The organism is Dulcicalothrix desertica PCC 7102, from assembly GCF_003991905.1.
GTDB classification, from domain to species: domain Bacteria; phylum Cyanobacteriota; class Cyanobacteriia; order Cyanobacteriales; family Nostocaceae; genus Dulcicalothrix; species Dulcicalothrix desertica.
Map to the genome: position 1 here is coordinate 339,947 of NZ_RSCL01000005.1, position 16,085 is coordinate 356,031.

The window sequence follows — 16,085 nt, forward strand, 5'->3', positions numbered from 1 at the left end:
TTTTATTTCTAACGTAAATCAAATACAGTCTTGATAGATTTGGATTGTTTTGAATTCATTGCTGTTTTCATAGCTTGACGGTAGTCTTGTAACTTGTAATAACCTGTTATCAAACTCTTTAATAAACCATCTTGCTGTTCCATTAATCGAAGCGCAAGTGTAAATGTTCGGATTTTTTCTCCTTGGTATATTTCTGTACCATACGTATAGGCGCCGATAATTTGCAGTTCTTTGTACCACATAGCAGTCCAATCAATTCCTTTAGGAACTGCGGGCATTCCCACAAGTACAACTTTGCCATTGGCACGAGTTAATCTTAATGAGTCATCAATACTGTTGGAAGTCGCTACACAATCAAATGTACAATCAACCCCAGAAGCTAAAACTGGTTTTCCTAAGTCCGGTTGAAAGATTTTACTCTTTAAAAATGTACTAATTTCTTGATGAATATTTTTACTGTAACGAAATACCTGATTGGCGCCTAAAACTTGAGCAAGCTCTTCTTGATGTGGATATTTAGCAATTGCTAAAACGCGACACTTATATCCGAGCGCGCGCATTGCCGCAATGGTTAATAACCCAATTACGCCACAACCCATTACCATTACTGTTTCATCACCTTGTAAATTTGCTTTTAAAACGCCATGAATAGCACAGCTAAATGGTTCAATCAAAACAGCTTCCTCGTCAGATAACTTGTCTGGAACAACGTGTACCTGCAATTGATGTGCTACAAGTTCTGAACTCCAACCACCACCAGTAGTTTGGCAGTAACCCGTCTGTAAACCAGGAGCAATATCTCCTAAAGTGACGTTCTCGCAGTTTCCATAATTTCCTTTCTGACATTGAGGACATAAAGAAGAAATTCCTCGTACCTGACAACTTAAATTCGGTTCAATAACTACCCGTTCTCCAACTGCAATTTTTGATACTGATGAACCAACTTCGCTCACAGTTCCCACAACTTCGTGACCGAGGACGAAAGGAAACGAGACAAATGGCGATAAATAAAAGCTTCCTTTTGCTTTAATGGTTGATATATCAGAACCACAAATACCGCTAAGACGAGTATTGATACGTATCCATTCTTTTCCTGGTAGGGTTGGTGGTGTGACGTTGCCTAGTTTAAGACTAGAAAGAGAGCTTGTACTTATTTGCGGTAGTTTTGGCGCCAAAGTACGAACTAGTAAGTATCTTGGTACGCTTTTGATATAACTAAGTGCTAACATTTTAACCCTCAAATTTATTTGTAGGGTGGCTTAAGCCAGCTTACGTGTTGTTTTGCAACTGTATAATTGTAGTTTGTAAGTCGTTTGCAATCAGTTGCGAAACTTCGCTTTCTGTAAATTCTCTTAGTTTGGCTTTATATGCTGATACCTCTATTGGCGCCCCACAAATTACCTTTATTGGACTATGAAGTGCAAATAAATTTCCTTTAGGCAAAGCTTGATAACTACCCTGAATGTATACTGGTATAATTGGTACATTTAATTTTAATGCTAACAATCCTACTCCTGGCTGAAATTTTTGTAATTTACCATTCATAGAACGGGTTCCTTCTGGAAAAATTAACACACATTGGCGCCTGACTAATACTTGCTGACACTGTTGTATTGCTTCCTTAAAGCTACCTTGACGTTCAAAAGGAATTAGATTAAAAAATGTGCTAAAGAACCATGTTTTTATCGGATTATCAAAAAAGTAGTCTCTTGCACCTAAGCTAAAAATTCTGTCAACATACTTCGATAGCGAAACTGCAACTGCTCCTCTATCTAAATGACTTGTATGATTTGCCGCTATCAAAAACGGTATATCTTGAGGAATATTTTCAAGACCTTGACACGAAATTTGGAAGTAATGCTTGTATATAGTTTTTTCTAAACTTAAAGTAAAATTAGAAAATAATTTTTGTAAGTAAGTCTTTTTGTGAGCAACATTCTGCTTGTCTGGCGATTTTGATTCTAAAAGTATATTAGCCAAAAACTTACTTAAAGTGTCAATTTGCGAATAATCTTCTAAAATTGATGGGGAAAGCTGACATCCTAACCAATCTTCTAAGGCAGCTATAAGACTTACAGACTGTAAAGAATCTAAGCCATATTGAGTTAAAGGTCGTTTAACATCAATATTATCAGCCTTTACTTTTAGTTCAACAGCAACGCGCTCGGTTAACCACGCTTGAATTGTATTGGCTGAATAGTCTTGATAGTATAATGAGATAATGTGAGGATGTTGAGGAGCTATACTAGAGTTTTCCTCAACCCAGTCGTGAATAACATCTAACGTACCAGTTTCATAACTATCTCGGCAAGCATAACGCTGAATTTTTCCGCTAGAAGTTTTAGGGATGGTACCTGCTTTTAGTAGTTTAACAGCATATACCTGGAGTTCATGTTGCTCTGCAACTGAGGAACGAATTGTTCCAACAATTTCCTCAATCTCGTTTTGTACAGTATCTTGCGAATTATTTCTTTGACGGTAACGTCGCTCAAGTTCTACAACTACAACTAAACGTTCTTCTCCCTCAATTTTAATTCCAAAAGCTGCACAACAGTTGGGTTTTCTAATGGAAGGGTGACTTTGTTCGATAGTAGCTTCAATATCTTGGGGGTAGTGGTTACGTCCTCTAATAATAATTACATCTTTCAGTCTTCCTGTGACGAATAACTCTTCATCTAATATAAATCCTAAATCTCCTGTACGTAGAAATGAACCTTCTTTAGTATCTGCAAGGTATGCGTTAAAGGTTTTAGTAGTCTGTTCAGGATTATTCCAGTAACCAGCAGTAACACTTGGACTTTTCACCCATATCTCGCCAACTTCCCCAGACTCAACCTGAGTTAATGATTCTGGGTGAACAATAATCACTTTTTGTTCCGACCCACTGCGACCACAACCTACTATGCTTCGATTATCTATAGTCTGAATAACTGGTACATCAGTTTTGATACTTCCAGTGATGAATAAAGTTGCCTCAGCCATTCCATAACAAGGGTAAAAAGCTTGATGTTTAAAACCACATTCAGCAAAAGTATTAGTAAATGCTGTTAATGTTTCAGCGCGAATTGGTTCGGCGCCTGTAAAAGCCACATCCCAAGTGCTTAAGTCTAATTGAGAACGTTGTTCTGCCGTAATTTTGCGTAGACACAAATCATAAGCAAAATTAGGACCACCACTACTACTTGCCTTGTAACGAGAAATAGCATCTAACCAACGAAAAGGTTTTTGGAGAAAATCTACAGGTGACATGAGAATACAGGGAAGTCCTAAATATAAAGGCTGTAGAACGTTTCCAATTAATCCCATATCATGAAACAATGGCAACCAGCCAACCGAGATAGTTTTTTCACTATGCTCAAAAGCAGTGGCAATCATTTGCTCGTTGTGTAAAATATTGGCATGAGTAACCATTACACCTTTTGGGTTGCCTGTAGAACCAGAAGTATATTGGAGAAATGCTAAATAATTTTGCTGTAGCTTTGGTAGCCATAATTCAGCTAAGTTATCATCAACGCTGTCAGTAGCTAGCCAATGTAATTTAGCTGACTCTAAATTCTCAGTCCAGCGTTGTGTTAGATTTGATAGTAAAGATGTTGTTGTTAGTGCAACTGTAGCTTGAGCGTCAGCTACTATGGTTTTTATACGTAAAAGATTTTGATTTGCTCTTGGTGGGTATGCAGGAACTGCGATGACTTGAGCATATAAACACCCAAAGAAAGCAGCAATAAAGTCTAAACTGGACGGGTACAATAGTAAAGCGCGCTTTCCAGGTTGAGTAATTTGTTGCAATTGTACTGCAATGGCTTTAGCTTTTATGTCTAACTCTTGATAAGTTAATTTAGTTGATTCTATTTCTCCGTCTTTAAGATAGATAAATGCTGTATCGTTGGGTTGTTGCTCTGCTCGGTAGCGTAATAATTCCACTAAGTTGGAAAAGGTTTGTTGGGTTTTGAAGTAATTACTTAATAATGCTGTCATTTACTTGTTCCTTTTTTACCACAGAGACACAAAGAACACAGAGGTTAGAGGTTAGCGAGATTTTATTGCTGTGATTAACTGACGCTTGAGATGGGTGAGATAAAATGACGTGGTTTGTCTAGGAAACCAATGTTAATCAAATAGGTAAAGTATATATTGAGTAGCTCGCTATTAACTGGAGGGCAAGTAATGTTACTACCAGCTAGAGCGTTTAATGTTTTATCTACACTAAAATTAGGCGCCTGTAATTTTTGATATAACTGTGGGATTGTCAGCTGTTTACTTGACCATTTTTGGCTAAAAAATGGTAGTAATGGATACAAAGCTTGATTTTCTGTGGCGCTAGTATTAATTAACTTTTCGAGCCACTTATTATAAGAAATACGTTGGACAGAATAACCAATTGACTGCATCCAATCTATTAACTCACTCCAATGTATACTTGATGGATTCATTAAATGAAAAGCTTGACCATTAGAGTGATTTTGCTTAGACAAATAGATAATTGCTTTACTAACATAATCTACAGGTGAGATATCTAACTCAAAGTCTAAGTCTGGTAAATATCCCATTTGGATACCACCTTTAATCATGCGGCAAATAAAATCTGATGTATACCAGGCGCCTGTTTGACTGTCTCCAGAAATTAATGGTGGTCTGTAAATACAAACGGGTAATCCACGTTCGCACGCTGCCATAACTAATTTTTCTGCTACCCATTTACTTTGGGAATAACCCATGTAAATTCCCTCGCAATGTAAAAGTGGGTCAGATTCTGTAACTACTTGGTTTGCATAAGCACTTCCTTCAAATACAGAGACACTAGAAATATAATGAACTGGCTTAGTTTTGGTTTGGTTAGCTAATCTCAATATTTCTTGAGTTCCCACAACATTTACTGGTTTCAACGCACAGTAGGGATAAACGAAATTTAGTAAAGCTCCACTATGATATATAGTGTCTATCTTAGAAGCTAAGTTTTCAAACTCATCATTGGCAAATCCAAATTTTAGCTTAGATAAATCTCCTATTACTGGAATGATTCTCGAACTAAAACTTTCATCCCATATACCGTATAATTCAAGATTTTGTTGAATTCGATACTTTGCTATTTCAGTATCTGAGGCACGTACTAAGCAATAAACATCTTTTTGTTCACTACAAAGTTGCTGAAGTAAATAAGCTCCTAAAAATCCTGTTGCACCAGTTAGCAAGATAGATTTATTTTTGCTAATTTCACTAAAATCAGTAATACGACAAATTGCCGGGTCAAGTAGAGCTTCGTTGTTAAGATTCAATTCAACTGAAAGAGGAGGCGCCTGATTATTATCTATGCTGGTGGTAGAAGCCTCAGTATGAACTAGGTCTAAATATTTAACTAAAGCGTCAATAGTTGGATACTCATACAGTAGGGTTGGGGTTAGCTTACGTTCAAGATATTGCTCGAAGTCCGCGACTAACATCACAGCTTGAACCGAATCAAGTCCATAATAAGACAAAGGTTGTTGAGTATTTATTGCTTGGGGATTAACTTGTAATTTTTGAGCAACAAGCGAGACAACCCAATTTGGTTTTACATTTGTACTGTGGAAAGTCTCTTCTATCACACTTTGTACAGGAACTGTTTCAATCCACTGTTGCACTACATCTAAAGTACCGTTTAAAAATCCATTACGACATGCATGACGTTGAATTTTGCCACTAGATGTTTTGGGAATGCTCCCAGTTTTGAGTAATAAAACTGCGTAAACTTGTAAATCATGATGTTGAGAAACTGCTTGACGGATAACGCTAATGGTATCCGGTGCATCAAGCTCAGAAGCAATTACTGCCTCACAACCATCTATAGACTGTTGTTGACGACGCTCTAACTGACGATGCGAACGAATAAAACGACGGTCTACCTCTACAGCTATTACTAATCTTTCTTCTCCTGCAACTTCCACTGAAAATGCAGCGCTACAAGAAGTCCGTATTGATACGTTACTTCGTTCTACTGTTAGTTCGATATCTTGCGGGTAGTGGTTACGACCGCGAATAATAACTACATCTTTGAGGCGCCCAGTAACAAACAACTCTCCGTTTTTGACAAAGCCTAAATCGCCTGTTCTCAAAAATGGTCTAGAACCACTGTCTGCCAAATAAGCTTTAAAAGTTTGTTCCGTATGTTCCTCTTGTTTCCAATAACCTTGAGCAACGCTTCCACCACTGACCCAAATTTCCCCAACTTGGTCAGAGGAACACTGGGTTAATGTATCGGGGTTAACAATGACAAGTTTAGTATCTAGCCAAACGTGTCCACATCCGACTAAATGCTTTGGTTTTTGAGTATTTCTATCTTCTACTTCAATAATCTGGTTTTGTGATAATGCAGTTGAATCTACTGTACAATAAACAGGTTCATTGTTCACGGCGCCTCCTGTAATCATCAGGGTTGCTTCAGCCATTCCATAACAAGGATAGAAAAAGCGCGCTTGAAAACCCCAATCAGCAAAAGTATGAGTAAATTTTTCTAAAGTTTCGCGACGTACTGGTTCGGCGCCACTATAAGCGCTTTTCCAACTGCTTAAATCAAGACCCTGGAGTTGCTCAGATTTAATCTTCGTACACAAATCATAGCCAAAATTGGGACCTCCACAGTGGGTTGCTTTATAGCGTGAGATTGCTTGTAGCCATCGTATCGGCTGCTGGATAAAAGCTACAGGTGGCATTACAACACCTAAAAAGCCTGTATACAAAGGTTGAATTATACCGTCAATTAATCCCATGTCATGGAAACTGGGCAACCAAGTGACTGACACGCTTTCGGGTGATAATTCAAATGCTTGCCGAATATACTCAGAATTGTGCATCAGGTTGCCATGACTCACCATCACTCCTTTGGGTACACCTGTTGAACCAGATGTGTATTGAAGAAAAGCTAAAGAGTCTTGATTAATAAGTATTTGTTTCCATGATGCTGAGTTATCTTTAATACTATCAGTAGCTAACCAATGTAGAGGTAAGCTCGAAGCCCAGCGTTGTTCTAAGCTAGGTAGCAAAGATGCTGTAGTTAATGCCATTGAGGCGCCTGCTGAGGTAACTATTGCTTGCAGTCTTACTAAATTTTGGTTAGCGCGTGGTGGATATGCGGGAACCCCTATCACCCCTGCATACAAACATCCAAAAAAAGCAGTGATAAATTCTAATCCTGGTGGATACAGCAGTAAAGCGCGTTCTCCTGTCATCCCCATATTTTGGAGTTTCGCAGCAATAACGCGCGCTTTAAAGTCTAATTCCTGATAATTCAGACTATCAGTCTCAGCTTCTCCTTCCTGCAAAAATTTAAAAATTGTTTGCTCTGGCTGTTCTTGCGCTTTATTAATTAATAAATCTACTAAATTATCAACAGATTTGAGAAAAAGTTCCATTCGATGCTGCCTAGCTTAAAATTTGTTTATTTCTGCTATGATTAAAAATGCTGCTGATTGAATTTTTAATACCAGAAGTTTAAATGTTATATATAATCAATACTATTCAATACAATACATTTAGCAATCAGTAATTTCTCTAGTTTTGTTGATGACTTGCATTTAAGCATTTATACTGTTGGCAATTAAGTTAATAAATAACTAAACCTAAATAATGTAGTGTAAATGTAGGTAAGCTGGGCATAGCGTACACCAACCGACTCAAATATTTATATTTATGATAGAAAATAATCGTTGGCTTCACAAGTGGGGATTTAAAGATACGACTTTTAAAGTTAATAGCGATAATTCCGTGACAATGACTGGAAATCGCTACAAATTGGCAGGTTATAAAATTACAAAACTATTGCCTTATTTTGAAGATCAATTAAAAGTTAAAATTGATTTTAATCATCCTCAAACTGAAGTCGAAAAGAAAACTGTAGCGTCTGCTAATAAAAATATACCTTTTTGTGAAGAGGTCAGTCAATTATTTAGTAACAACCACTATAGTTTCGCGGATCAAGAGAGATTACAACATAGTCATGGACAAACCTCAGCAGAGGAAGTATATAAAGTTCTTTATCATCAATTAGACCGTACTGTAGATATGGTGTTTTACTGCGAGTCAGAGAACGATGTTAAAACATTAATTGAAATTGCGACGAAGCATAACGTGTGTCTAATTCCATATGGTGGTGGAACTAACGTTAGCTGCGCTCTTAAATTGCCATCTAATGAGCCAAGAATGATTGTAGCAGTAGATATGGGGAGGATGCAGCGTATTGAGTGGATAGATAAAGAGAATTTGCGTGCTTGTGTTCAAGCTGGAATTACTGGTGTTCAATTAGAAGAAGAATTAAGAAATCAAGGATTTACTTGTGGTCATGAACCCGACAGTATGGAACTGTCTACATTAGGGGGTTGGATTGCCACTAATGCCAGTGGAATGAAGAAAAATCGCTATGGCAATATTGAGCAAATTGTAGAGAATATTACAATGATAACACCGTCAGGTATTCTTGAACAAACTCAACCTTCAAGTCGAGTTTCAATGGGAATGCAACCTCAAAACTTATTATTTGGCAGCGAAGGAAACCTAGGTATTATTACCAAAGCAGTTATAAAAATTCATCCACTTCCCCAAGTTCAAGAATACAATTCTGTCATTTTTCCCAGTTTTGAGCATGGATTAAAGTTTTTAAATCAACTAGCGAAAACTGGCGCCATTCCAGCAAGTGTACGTTTAGTTGACAACAAGCAATTCCGATTTGCTCAAGCTTTAAAGCCGGAAATTAAAGGTATCAAGGCTTTACTAAATAAATTAACCGAATTTTATGTATTTAAAATTCGTGGTTTAGACCCAAATAAAATGGCTGCTGCAACTATTGTTTTTGAAGGTGATCAACAAGAAGTTGCTTATCAAAAAGCAAGCATTAAATCCTTAGCAAAACAAAATAAAGGATTAATTGCAGGTGGTAAAAATGGACAAAGAGGTTACATGCTAACCTTTGCTATTGCTTATATTCGAGATTTACTATTCAGTTTTCACATTCTCGGAGAAACGTTTGAGACAACTGTTCCTTGGAGCCAAGTTGAGGAAGTATGTAGAAGCGTGGAAGCTGCGATTGAAGAAGAACACAATAAACATAATCTTCCAGGTAAACCATATTTATCTTATCGTATCACTCAACTCTATCATACCAGCGTTTGTATTTACTTTACACATGCTATGTGCGCTAAAGGTATTAATAATCCAGAGAACGTTTTAAGTAAAATTGAACATTCATTACGAGAAATCATTATCAAAAATGGTGGTTCAATTTCACATCATCATGGAGTTGGTAAGCTTCGCAGTAGTTTTATGAAAGATATGATGACTTCTACAAGCATTGATTTATTAAAGAAAATGAAGAATAGTATTGACCACAGCAATATTTTTGGTATCAGAAATAACGTTTTTGATAGTTAATATCGTGCGTGTTGTAGAGACGTGACATGTCACGTCTCTACATATATATAATTTTTTACATAGGATTGTTACATCGTAATGGATACCGCAAAGCAACTCTCATCATCTACTAGTCAAACCCGTCCAGTTGTTGCAGTATTTGATTTTGATGGAACTTTGACTTTTAAAGATTCTTTTTTACCATTTTTAGAATCAACTCATGGTCGTTTTTACTGGCTATACTTAATACCCCATACTATAAGTATAATTTGCTATTTACTCAAAACTATATCTAACCACAAGATCAAAGAAATATTGCTTCCTAGTTTTTTTAAACGCTGCCTACAACGCAAGATAGAGTTACTAAGCAATGATTTTGCTATTAAGGGAATACCAAAATTACTTAATCCAGTTGCAATTGAAAAGTTAAAATGGCATCAAAGCCAAGGTCATCGAATTATAATCGTTAGTGCTAATTTAGAAATATATCTTATCCCTTGGGCAAAAATCATGGGTATAGATAGTGTATTAGCAACTCAATTACATTTTAATAATGGTATATTTACAGGTATTGATGGAAAGTGTTGTTACGGTCAAGAAAAAGTCAGGCGCCTGCAAGAATTATTAGGTTCTCTTGATGATTACTGTCTTCATATCTATGGAGACAGCAGAGGAGATAAAGAAATGTTAGATATTGCCGATTACCCGTATTATCGTATCTTTAACCCAGGTCAAAGCTTATTTATAAAATAAAACTCGTCGCCGCAGGAGAATTAAACTTGATACTCAACACATTAGGGAACGGAAGTGCCACAAGTCTTTTTGAATCCAAACAGTGGCGCCTTGACCGAATGGGCTAGCTTTGAGCATTTCTTCCATTTCAGCCTTAAATTCTTGGTCACCGTTGTTGCAAAGAATGTGAACAGGTTCGGCGCCCATTTCGAGCAAGAACGAAGTTACACTGTAAACAAGGTCAGGGTCGCCGTAGATAGCGAACTTCTTACCGTGAATCCACGCATAAGAGTCAGTCATCGCGTCAACTAAACGACCGCGTTCAACTTCCAACTCTTTAGGAATAGCCTTACCAGTAATTTCTGATATAGCCATCAAGAATTCGTCAGTACCCTTAACACCGAAAGGACGAAGAACTTTAGTGTCTTGCTTCCAGGTTTTCTCGATGTACTCGCGAGTTTTCTGTGTGGTGTAGCGTTGTAAACAAACAGTAGCTTTCGCGTTGATGGTATCAGCTACATCTTCAATTTTGGTTCCACCTGGGTACATTTGATACTCACCATCGTTAGGAGCATCAAAGTAATCGCTGGTGTCAGAAACGATGGTATGCTCAACTCCCATCAAGCCAAGCATATGCTTAACTTCACGGTTGTTACCTACATAGGTATCAAAACCAGAGATAATATTTACTTTACCGTTGGCTTTGCCCTTCTTACCTTCAGTGAGGTTAAGAAGAATACCCTTCATCATGTTGTCGTAGCCAGTGGTATGTGAACCAACAAAGCTAGGAGTGTGAGCGAAAGGAATTGGTAAATCTTGGGGTACAGCACCAGCACCTTTAGCGTTGGTAATGAAGGCGCCAAGGTCATCTCCAATAACTTCAGCCATACAGGTTGTGCAAACAGCAATCATTTTGGGCTTGTAAAGTTTGTAAGAAACTTCCAAACCTTCAATCATGTTGTTCAAACCACCGAATACTGCCGCATCTTCAGTCATCGAAGAGGATACTGCCGAGCAAGGCTCTTTGTAGTGACGGCTAAGGTGTGTACGGAAATATGCCACACAACCCTGAGACCCTTGAACAAAAGGAAGAGTTCCTTCAATACCCAATGCTGCGAACATGGCGCCTACTGGTTGGCAACCTTTAGCTGGGTTAACAGTTAATGCTTCACGAGCAAAATTCTTTTCGCGGTATTCCCAACCTTTTGTCCACTCAGAAACACGTTGTACTTCTTCTGCTGGGTGGGCGCCTTCAAATTGTTCGTGCTTGTTCTTGAAGAGTTGAGTGTATTCTTCTTGCTTGAAAAGCTCTAAGTGGTCAACAATACGTTCTGGATTCTGTGGCATTTTCTTTATCTCTTTTGTTGATTAATGGGTTTTGGTTGGAAGCGCGGGTTTATCTATATCCTGGTAAATAATTGAAAATTTACGTTAACCCGCCCGTACAGGAGTTATGAGTTATGAGTTTTGTAGAGTTAGGGGAGTTAGGAGCCACAGATAAACAAACTAGCTGTTAACTCTTAACTCCTCACTCCTAACTCTTAACTCTTAACTAATTCCTAACTTTTAATTAAGCAGCTTTAGCAGTAACTTCAGCTTTTTTCCAAGGAGTGTTGATTAATCCCCAGGTTGGGCTGTTGAGTGCTAAGTCCATATCACGTGCGAAGATTGCAAATCCGTCGTAACCGTGATAAGGGCCGGAGTAATTCAAAAAATGCATTAAGATTTAATGTTAAATATTAACAATGTTTCTCTAATACTTTGTTTATAGATAACACATATATTTATAAACTGAATGTAGGCTAAATTGATTATTAGGGTAAATGCATCTACGCTTCAAATGATGCGGCGCCACATTTCTATTTCATTTTTTCAACGAGCATATGCAAGCAAAAATACAGCAAGAATTAGAAATAATTAATCAACGTTTAAAATCAGCAAAAACAAAAGTAACAATTCGCGAATCAAATGGAAGTTTACAGCTACGTGCAACATTACCACTCAAACCAGGTGATAAAAACACAAACGGCGCCGATAGAAAACAGTATAATATAAGCTTGAATATTCCTGCTAACTTAGATGGATTAAAAACAGCAGAGGAAGAAGCACATGAACTAGGTAAACTAATCGCGCGTAAAACCTTTGAATGGAATCATAAATACTTAGGTAACGAAGCAATAAAAAAAGACTTTAAAAAAATCTGTGAATTATTAGAACAATTTGAATACGAGTATTTTAAAACACATAAACGCACTACCAAAAGCGAACATACATTTTTTTATTATTATTCTCGAACAAAGCGCATCACTAACCCTGAAGATATAGCGACTACCGAAAATCTAATCGGTTATATTGAAAAACTTGATAAAGAATGGGTAAGATACAATGCAGCAAGAGCAATATCAGCATTTTGTCAAACATTTAAAATAGACATAGATTTATCAAAATATTCTAAAATGCCAGAGCGCAATTCTAGAAATATACCCTCTGACGAGGAAATATCTACAGGATTTACTAAATTTGAAAATTATCTATATAATAGAGGCAATCAAGTTAATCAAGATGTACAAGATAGCTGGCAGTTATGGCGATGGACATACGGAATGCTAGCAGTCTTTGGTTTACGTCCACGCGAGCTTTTTATTAACCCTGATATTACATGGTGGTTAAGCCAAGAAAATATAGACTTAACATGGAAAGTCCACAAAGACTGTAAAACCGGAGAAAGACAAGCATTACCATTACATAAACAATGGATTGAAGATTTTGACTTGAGAAATGCTAAACCTTTAAAAATGCTAGCAACGGCAATAAGTAAAAAAGACAAGACTAAACATGCTGATATAACAGCATTAACACAACGAGTAAGCTGGTGGTTTAGAAAAGTAGGACTAGACTTTAAACCGTATGACTTACGTCACGCATGGGCAATACGCGCACATGTTCTAGGAATACCAATTAAAGCAGCAGCAGATAATTTAGGTCATAGCGTCCAGGTGCATACCGAAACCTATCAACGCTGGTTTTCGCTAGATATGCGAAAATTAGCAATTAATCAAGCCTTGAGTAAGAGAAATGAGATTGAAGTAATTAGGCATGAGAATGCGAGCTTGAGCGTAGAGAATGAGAAGTTAAAGCTGGAAATTGAGAAGTTAAAGATGGAGTTAGTTTATAAGCGGAGTTAATAAGACCTCTCCCCAACCCCTCTCCGTTCACGTAGTGTGCCGCTTCGGCAAGCGGAGAGGGGCACTAATATATTTGTTAAAATACAACATAGCAACACTAAATTGTCATACTGAACACTAAATTGTCATGCTGAACGCAGTGAAGCATCTCATAACGTATCGATATTTATAAAATTCTAGCCTTTACAAAAAAGCTCCGCTTTACGCAAGATGAATGGAAATAATATACTAACAATCAGAGATGGAATGAGTAATTATACATTGAAATATGCCAAGTTAAAAAAGTATTACAAATCTACTTGATGAACAAGAAGCTTTGATTCCTAAATATCGAGACAAATGGCGTTTTATTGAGAATTCGCTAGAACTAATTAGTCGCGATAACATTATAGAGGTAATTAATGCAGCTTACTTCAGCACTGGATACCCAGAACCCGAAATTTTATTTTATAATAACCCCTTGATAGCGATTCAAGAAGTAACTTGTATAAAAGATTTCAAAATCTATTTAGGTCGTGATATTCATATTAAGTTTTATAAGCGGGTATTTGAACATCTTGAATATGGCTTGAAGCAGCAGCTTGATGCTAACCTCTTTATTAGATTACGCAATCAAACGCTATATACTGAGTATCCATACTACTCAACCAACGATAAACCTCAAATATGCTACTTTTCACATTCTATAATAAATTGTCTCAGAGAGCAAATAATCGCCGACCTAGAAAAAACTAATGCCGAATTAGAATATAGTGATGTTCTATACTTTACAAGTAACTTCACTAGACCAGCAGAATGGGCTGCTTGGGCATGTATGTTCGATTTCTGTATTTCAGTTCTTAAGTGTCATTATGACAAGAGAAAATGGCAAGTCATTCAGCAGTTGATACAAAATAGCGGTTTCTTATTTATGTACGAGAATGTTTGTATTGCCATCAATCGTCCTTCCAAACTGTCTTACGACGAAGAAAACTTGCTTCATGGGGATGAAGAACCAGCACTTCAGTTTGCCGATGGTTATGATATTTATGCTAATCACGGAAAATCTCCATTTGTATCTTAAGTAACCACTAATGGACACAATTATTTATCCTGGCTACGTGCGCGTAGTTATTCGTAAATCTGACGGCTGGCATTTTGTTAAAGATAAGCCTTTTTATAATCCACTGAATTTTCCGAAATTACAGCAGGAAGACATATTTTCCATGCTTGGGTTAACTATGAAAGAGGTTGCAAATGAACGAGCGAAAAATCAATAATGCAACTCACGGTTTCTACTTAGCCAATATATTAGAAAAAAAATATTACTATTGTGGAACTGAATGGGAAGATGTTGAGCGAACATTACGTGAAGATTTGGGTATTGGCGCCCTTGAACGCACATGATAATGTTACAGATATTGAAATATGTTAATTGTTATATGTTATATATAACGTCGGTGTAATAATGCCAGAGGTTGAAAACACAAACCCAGAAACTCGTGACCTGATTTTAGCTACCGCAGAAGCGCATCTGCGGCGTTTTGGCTATGCACGAACTACGGTTAGCGAAATTGCGCGCGCTTGTGGTATGTCCCATGCTAACGTCTACCGCTTCTTCAAAACAAAAGCCGATATTATTGATGCGGTGGTCGCGCGTTCGCTAGGTGACACCGAAAAGGCGTTAGCTAAAGTTATGAAACAGTCTAAGCCTGCAAGCGAATTGCTTGAAGCTTATATTTTGGAACTTTATCGCAGCAAACGTTCGCAAGCTTCAACCGACCCAGAAATTTTTGAGGCACTCAGCGCAATTCTACAAGCACATCGAAATGTTATTGAGCAGCATCTTGTTCATATTTACGCTTCTGTAAAAGAAATTTTAAACCGTGGCGCCCAATCTGGAGAATTTAAAATTGTAGACCTCGACCGCGCGACTCATGCTGTCTTGGATGCTACCCTAAAATTCCGTCATCCGTTGCTGATGGCAGATGCAAACGATTCTCCAACAGACGAGCAAGTGACTACAGTTGCTAAATTACTGATTGCTGCGTTATCTATAGGCTTTATTTAAAAAGTTTCAATTAGAACTATTGTAACAAATTTCATTTTTTGTCACTTGACACAATCGCTGTGACTAGATTAACGTTTATATAGTTAGTGACAAATTTCAATAACTGTAAGTTGTTAGAGGAGCAAGTCATGAAAGCCTTTGTTACGGGAGGTTCAGGTTTTGTTGGTGGTCAGATGATTCGGATGCTGCAAGAACGTGGTTATGAGGTGAATGCACTTGTGCGCTCAAAACAAGCTGCAACACAAGTTACTGCGCTAGGCGCCTCTCCTATTTTTGGTGATTTGCTGAACGAGACAGCGATGATACAAGGAATGTTGCGGTGCGATGTTGTTTTTCATGTAGCTAGTAAGTATTTATCCTATATAATGTTTATTACCCTGTATGGGTATATCCACTTTTGAACATGATTTGAACATTATGCAAAGCAAAGACAGCAACAAAGGTAAAAAGGGCATAGTAACAGTATTTTCAGAAAATGGACGTTTAAAAATCAGGTTGCCACGACAGAATTGGTCAAACTCTCTAGTATTTGCTTCTTGCGCCGCTTTAGCATAACGCTTGCCTAAGCTACCACCTAATGTTTTTTTACCATTAATAACATCAGAAACGTGCAAGCTTTTTTCAATACTGCCTTTAACTCTTGCTGTTGTTGTATTTATGTCTGGTAACTTACTCATCTATACTTACTCCGTCCTCGAATTGAAAATAATGTGCTAACTCTTCGCCCGATTCACTCATTG

The 16,085-nt window shown here is 37.4% G+C and carries 12 protein-coding genes and 1 pseudogene; 7 read left to right on the forward strand and 6 right to left on the reverse strand.

Annotated features, from left to right (window positions below):
* Nucleotides 1-8: 8 nt before the first annotated feature.
* From DSM106972_RS12860 to DSM106972_RS12870, 3 genes are all read right to left on the reverse strand, one after another.
* Nucleotides 9-1,229: a zinc-dependent alcohol dehydrogenase gene (locus tag DSM106972_RS12860; protein ID WP_127081076.1), complete on the reverse strand. Its 1,221-nt coding sequence runs from the start codon at nucleotides 1,227-1,229 to the stop codon at nucleotides 9-11.
* Nucleotides 1,230-1,269: 40 nt separating this feature from the next.
* On the reverse strand, nucleotides 1,270-3,978 hold the full coding sequence (locus tag DSM106972_RS12865; protein WP_127081077.1) for an AMP-binding protein: 2,709 nt from the start codon (nucleotides 3,976-3,978) through the stop codon (nucleotides 1,270-1,272).
* A gap of 74 nt (nucleotides 3,979-4,052) precedes the next feature.
* Nucleotides 4,053-7,388, reverse strand: coding sequence for a thioester reductase domain-containing protein (locus tag DSM106972_RS12870; protein WP_127081078.1), 3,336 nt, complete (start codon nucleotides 7,386-7,388; stop codon nucleotides 4,053-4,055).
* 277 nt (nucleotides 7,389-7,665) lie between these two features.
* On the opposite strand from DSM106972_RS12870, the gene DSM106972_RS12875 reads away from it, so the two are divergent.
* Together DSM106972_RS12875 and DSM106972_RS12880 are read left to right on the forward strand one after the other, a co-directional pair.
* A complete protein-coding gene (locus DSM106972_RS12875) occupies nucleotides 7,666-9,399 on the forward strand; it encodes an FAD-binding oxidoreductase (RefSeq protein WP_127081079.1) in 1,734 nt (577 codons plus the stop codon).
* 78 nt (nucleotides 9,400-9,477) lie between these two features.
* Entirely contained in the window at nucleotides 9,478-10,131 is a 654-nt protein-coding gene (locus tag DSM106972_RS12880; protein ID WP_127081080.1) for an HAD family hydrolase, read from the forward strand.
* Nucleotides 10,132-10,170: 39 nt separating this feature from the next.
* On the opposite strand, the pseudogene nifK reads toward DSM106972_RS12880, so the two are convergent.
* Nucleotides 10,171-11,457 (reverse strand): annotated as a pseudogene (gene nifK, locus DSM106972_RS12885) (nitrogenase molybdenum-iron protein subunit beta); the annotation flags it as partial.
* Between the two features lie 223 nt (nucleotides 11,458-11,680).
* Nucleotides 11,681-11,821 (reverse strand): nitrogenase molybdenum-iron protein subunit alpha, encoded by a 141-nt coding sequence (locus DSM106972_RS12890; RefSeq protein WP_233786989.1) that lies wholly within the window; start codon nucleotides 11,819-11,821, stop codon nucleotides 11,681-11,683.
* 172 nt (nucleotides 11,822-11,993) lie between these two features.
* On the opposite strand from DSM106972_RS12890, the gene DSM106972_RS12895 reads away from it, so the two are divergent.
* The 5 genes from DSM106972_RS12895 (at nucleotide 11,994) to DSM106972_RS12910 (ending at nucleotide 15,746) form a co-directional block, all read left to right on the forward strand.
* Nucleotides 11,994-13,295 (forward strand): site-specific integrase, encoded by a 1,302-nt coding sequence (locus tag DSM106972_RS12895; RefSeq protein WP_127081083.1) that lies wholly within the window; start codon nucleotides 11,994-11,996, stop codon nucleotides 13,293-13,295.
* 316 nt (nucleotides 13,296-13,611) lie between these two features.
* Nucleotides 13,612-14,358: a DUF6745 domain-containing protein gene (locus DSM106972_RS12900; RefSeq protein WP_127081084.1), complete on the forward strand. Its 747-nt coding sequence runs from the start codon at nucleotides 13,612-13,614 to the stop codon at nucleotides 14,356-14,358.
* A gap of 173 nt (nucleotides 14,359-14,531) precedes the next feature.
* Complete coding sequence (locus DSM106972_RS52175; RefSeq protein WP_170213572.1) at nucleotides 14,532-14,681, forward strand: hypothetical protein; 150 nt, start codon at nucleotides 14,532-14,534, stop codon at nucleotides 14,679-14,681.
* Between the two features lie 61 nt (nucleotides 14,682-14,742).
* Entirely contained in the window at nucleotides 14,743-15,345 is a 603-nt protein-coding gene (locus DSM106972_RS12905; RefSeq protein WP_127081085.1) for a TetR/AcrR family transcriptional regulator, read from the forward strand.
* Nucleotides 15,346-15,473: 128 nt separating this feature from the next.
* On the forward strand, nucleotides 15,474-15,746 hold the full coding sequence (locus DSM106972_RS12910) for an NAD-dependent epimerase/dehydratase family protein (RefSeq protein ID WP_127081086.1): 273 nt from the start codon (nucleotides 15,474-15,476) through the stop codon (nucleotides 15,744-15,746).
* Here DSM106972_RS12910 and DSM106972_RS12915 read toward each other — a convergent pair.
* Entirely contained in the window at nucleotides 15,699-16,022 is a 324-nt protein-coding gene (locus DSM106972_RS12915; protein ID WP_127081087.1) for a hypothetical protein, read from the reverse strand. The two genes, DSM106972_RS12910 and DSM106972_RS12915, sit on opposite strands and share 48 nt — an antisense overlap.
* Nucleotides 16,023-16,085 lie beyond the last annotated feature (63 nt).

Coding starts and splice junctions, on each gene's coding strand:
- DSM106972_RS12860 (WP_127081076.1), bottom strand. CDS start 1,229: ATGTTAGCACTTAGTTATATCAAAAGCGTACCAAGATACTTACTAGTT.
- DSM106972_RS12865 (WP_127081077.1), bottom strand. CDS start 3,978: ATGACAGCATTATTAAGTAATTACTTCAAAACCCAACAAACCTTTTCC.
- DSM106972_RS12870 (WP_127081078.1), bottom strand. CDS start 7,388: ATGGAACTTTTTCTCAAATCTGTTGATAATTTAGTAGATTTATTAATT.
- DSM106972_RS12875 (WP_127081079.1), top strand. CDS start 7,666: ATGATAGAAAATAATCGTTGGCTTCACAAGTGGGGATTTAAAGATACG.
- DSM106972_RS12880 (WP_127081080.1), top strand. CDS start 9,478: ATGGATACCGCAAAGCAACTCTCATCATCTACTAGTCAAACCCGTCCA.
- DSM106972_RS12895 (WP_127081083.1), top strand. CDS start 11,994: ATGCAAGCAAAAATACAGCAAGAATTAGAAATAATTAATCAACGTTTA.
- DSM106972_RS52175 (WP_170213572.1), top strand. CDS start 14,532: ATGAACGAGCGAAAAATCAATAATGCAACTCACGGTTTCTACTTAGCC.
- DSM106972_RS12905 (WP_127081085.1), top strand. CDS start 14,743: ATGCCAGAGGTTGAAAACACAAACCCAGAAACTCGTGACCTGATTTTA.
- DSM106972_RS12910 (WP_127081086.1), top strand. CDS start 15,474: ATGAAAGCCTTTGTTACGGGAGGTTCAGGTTTTGTTGGTGGTCAGATG.
- DSM106972_RS12915 (WP_127081087.1), bottom strand. CDS start 16,022: ATGAGTAAGTTACCAGACATAAATACAACAACAGCAAGAGTTAAAGGC.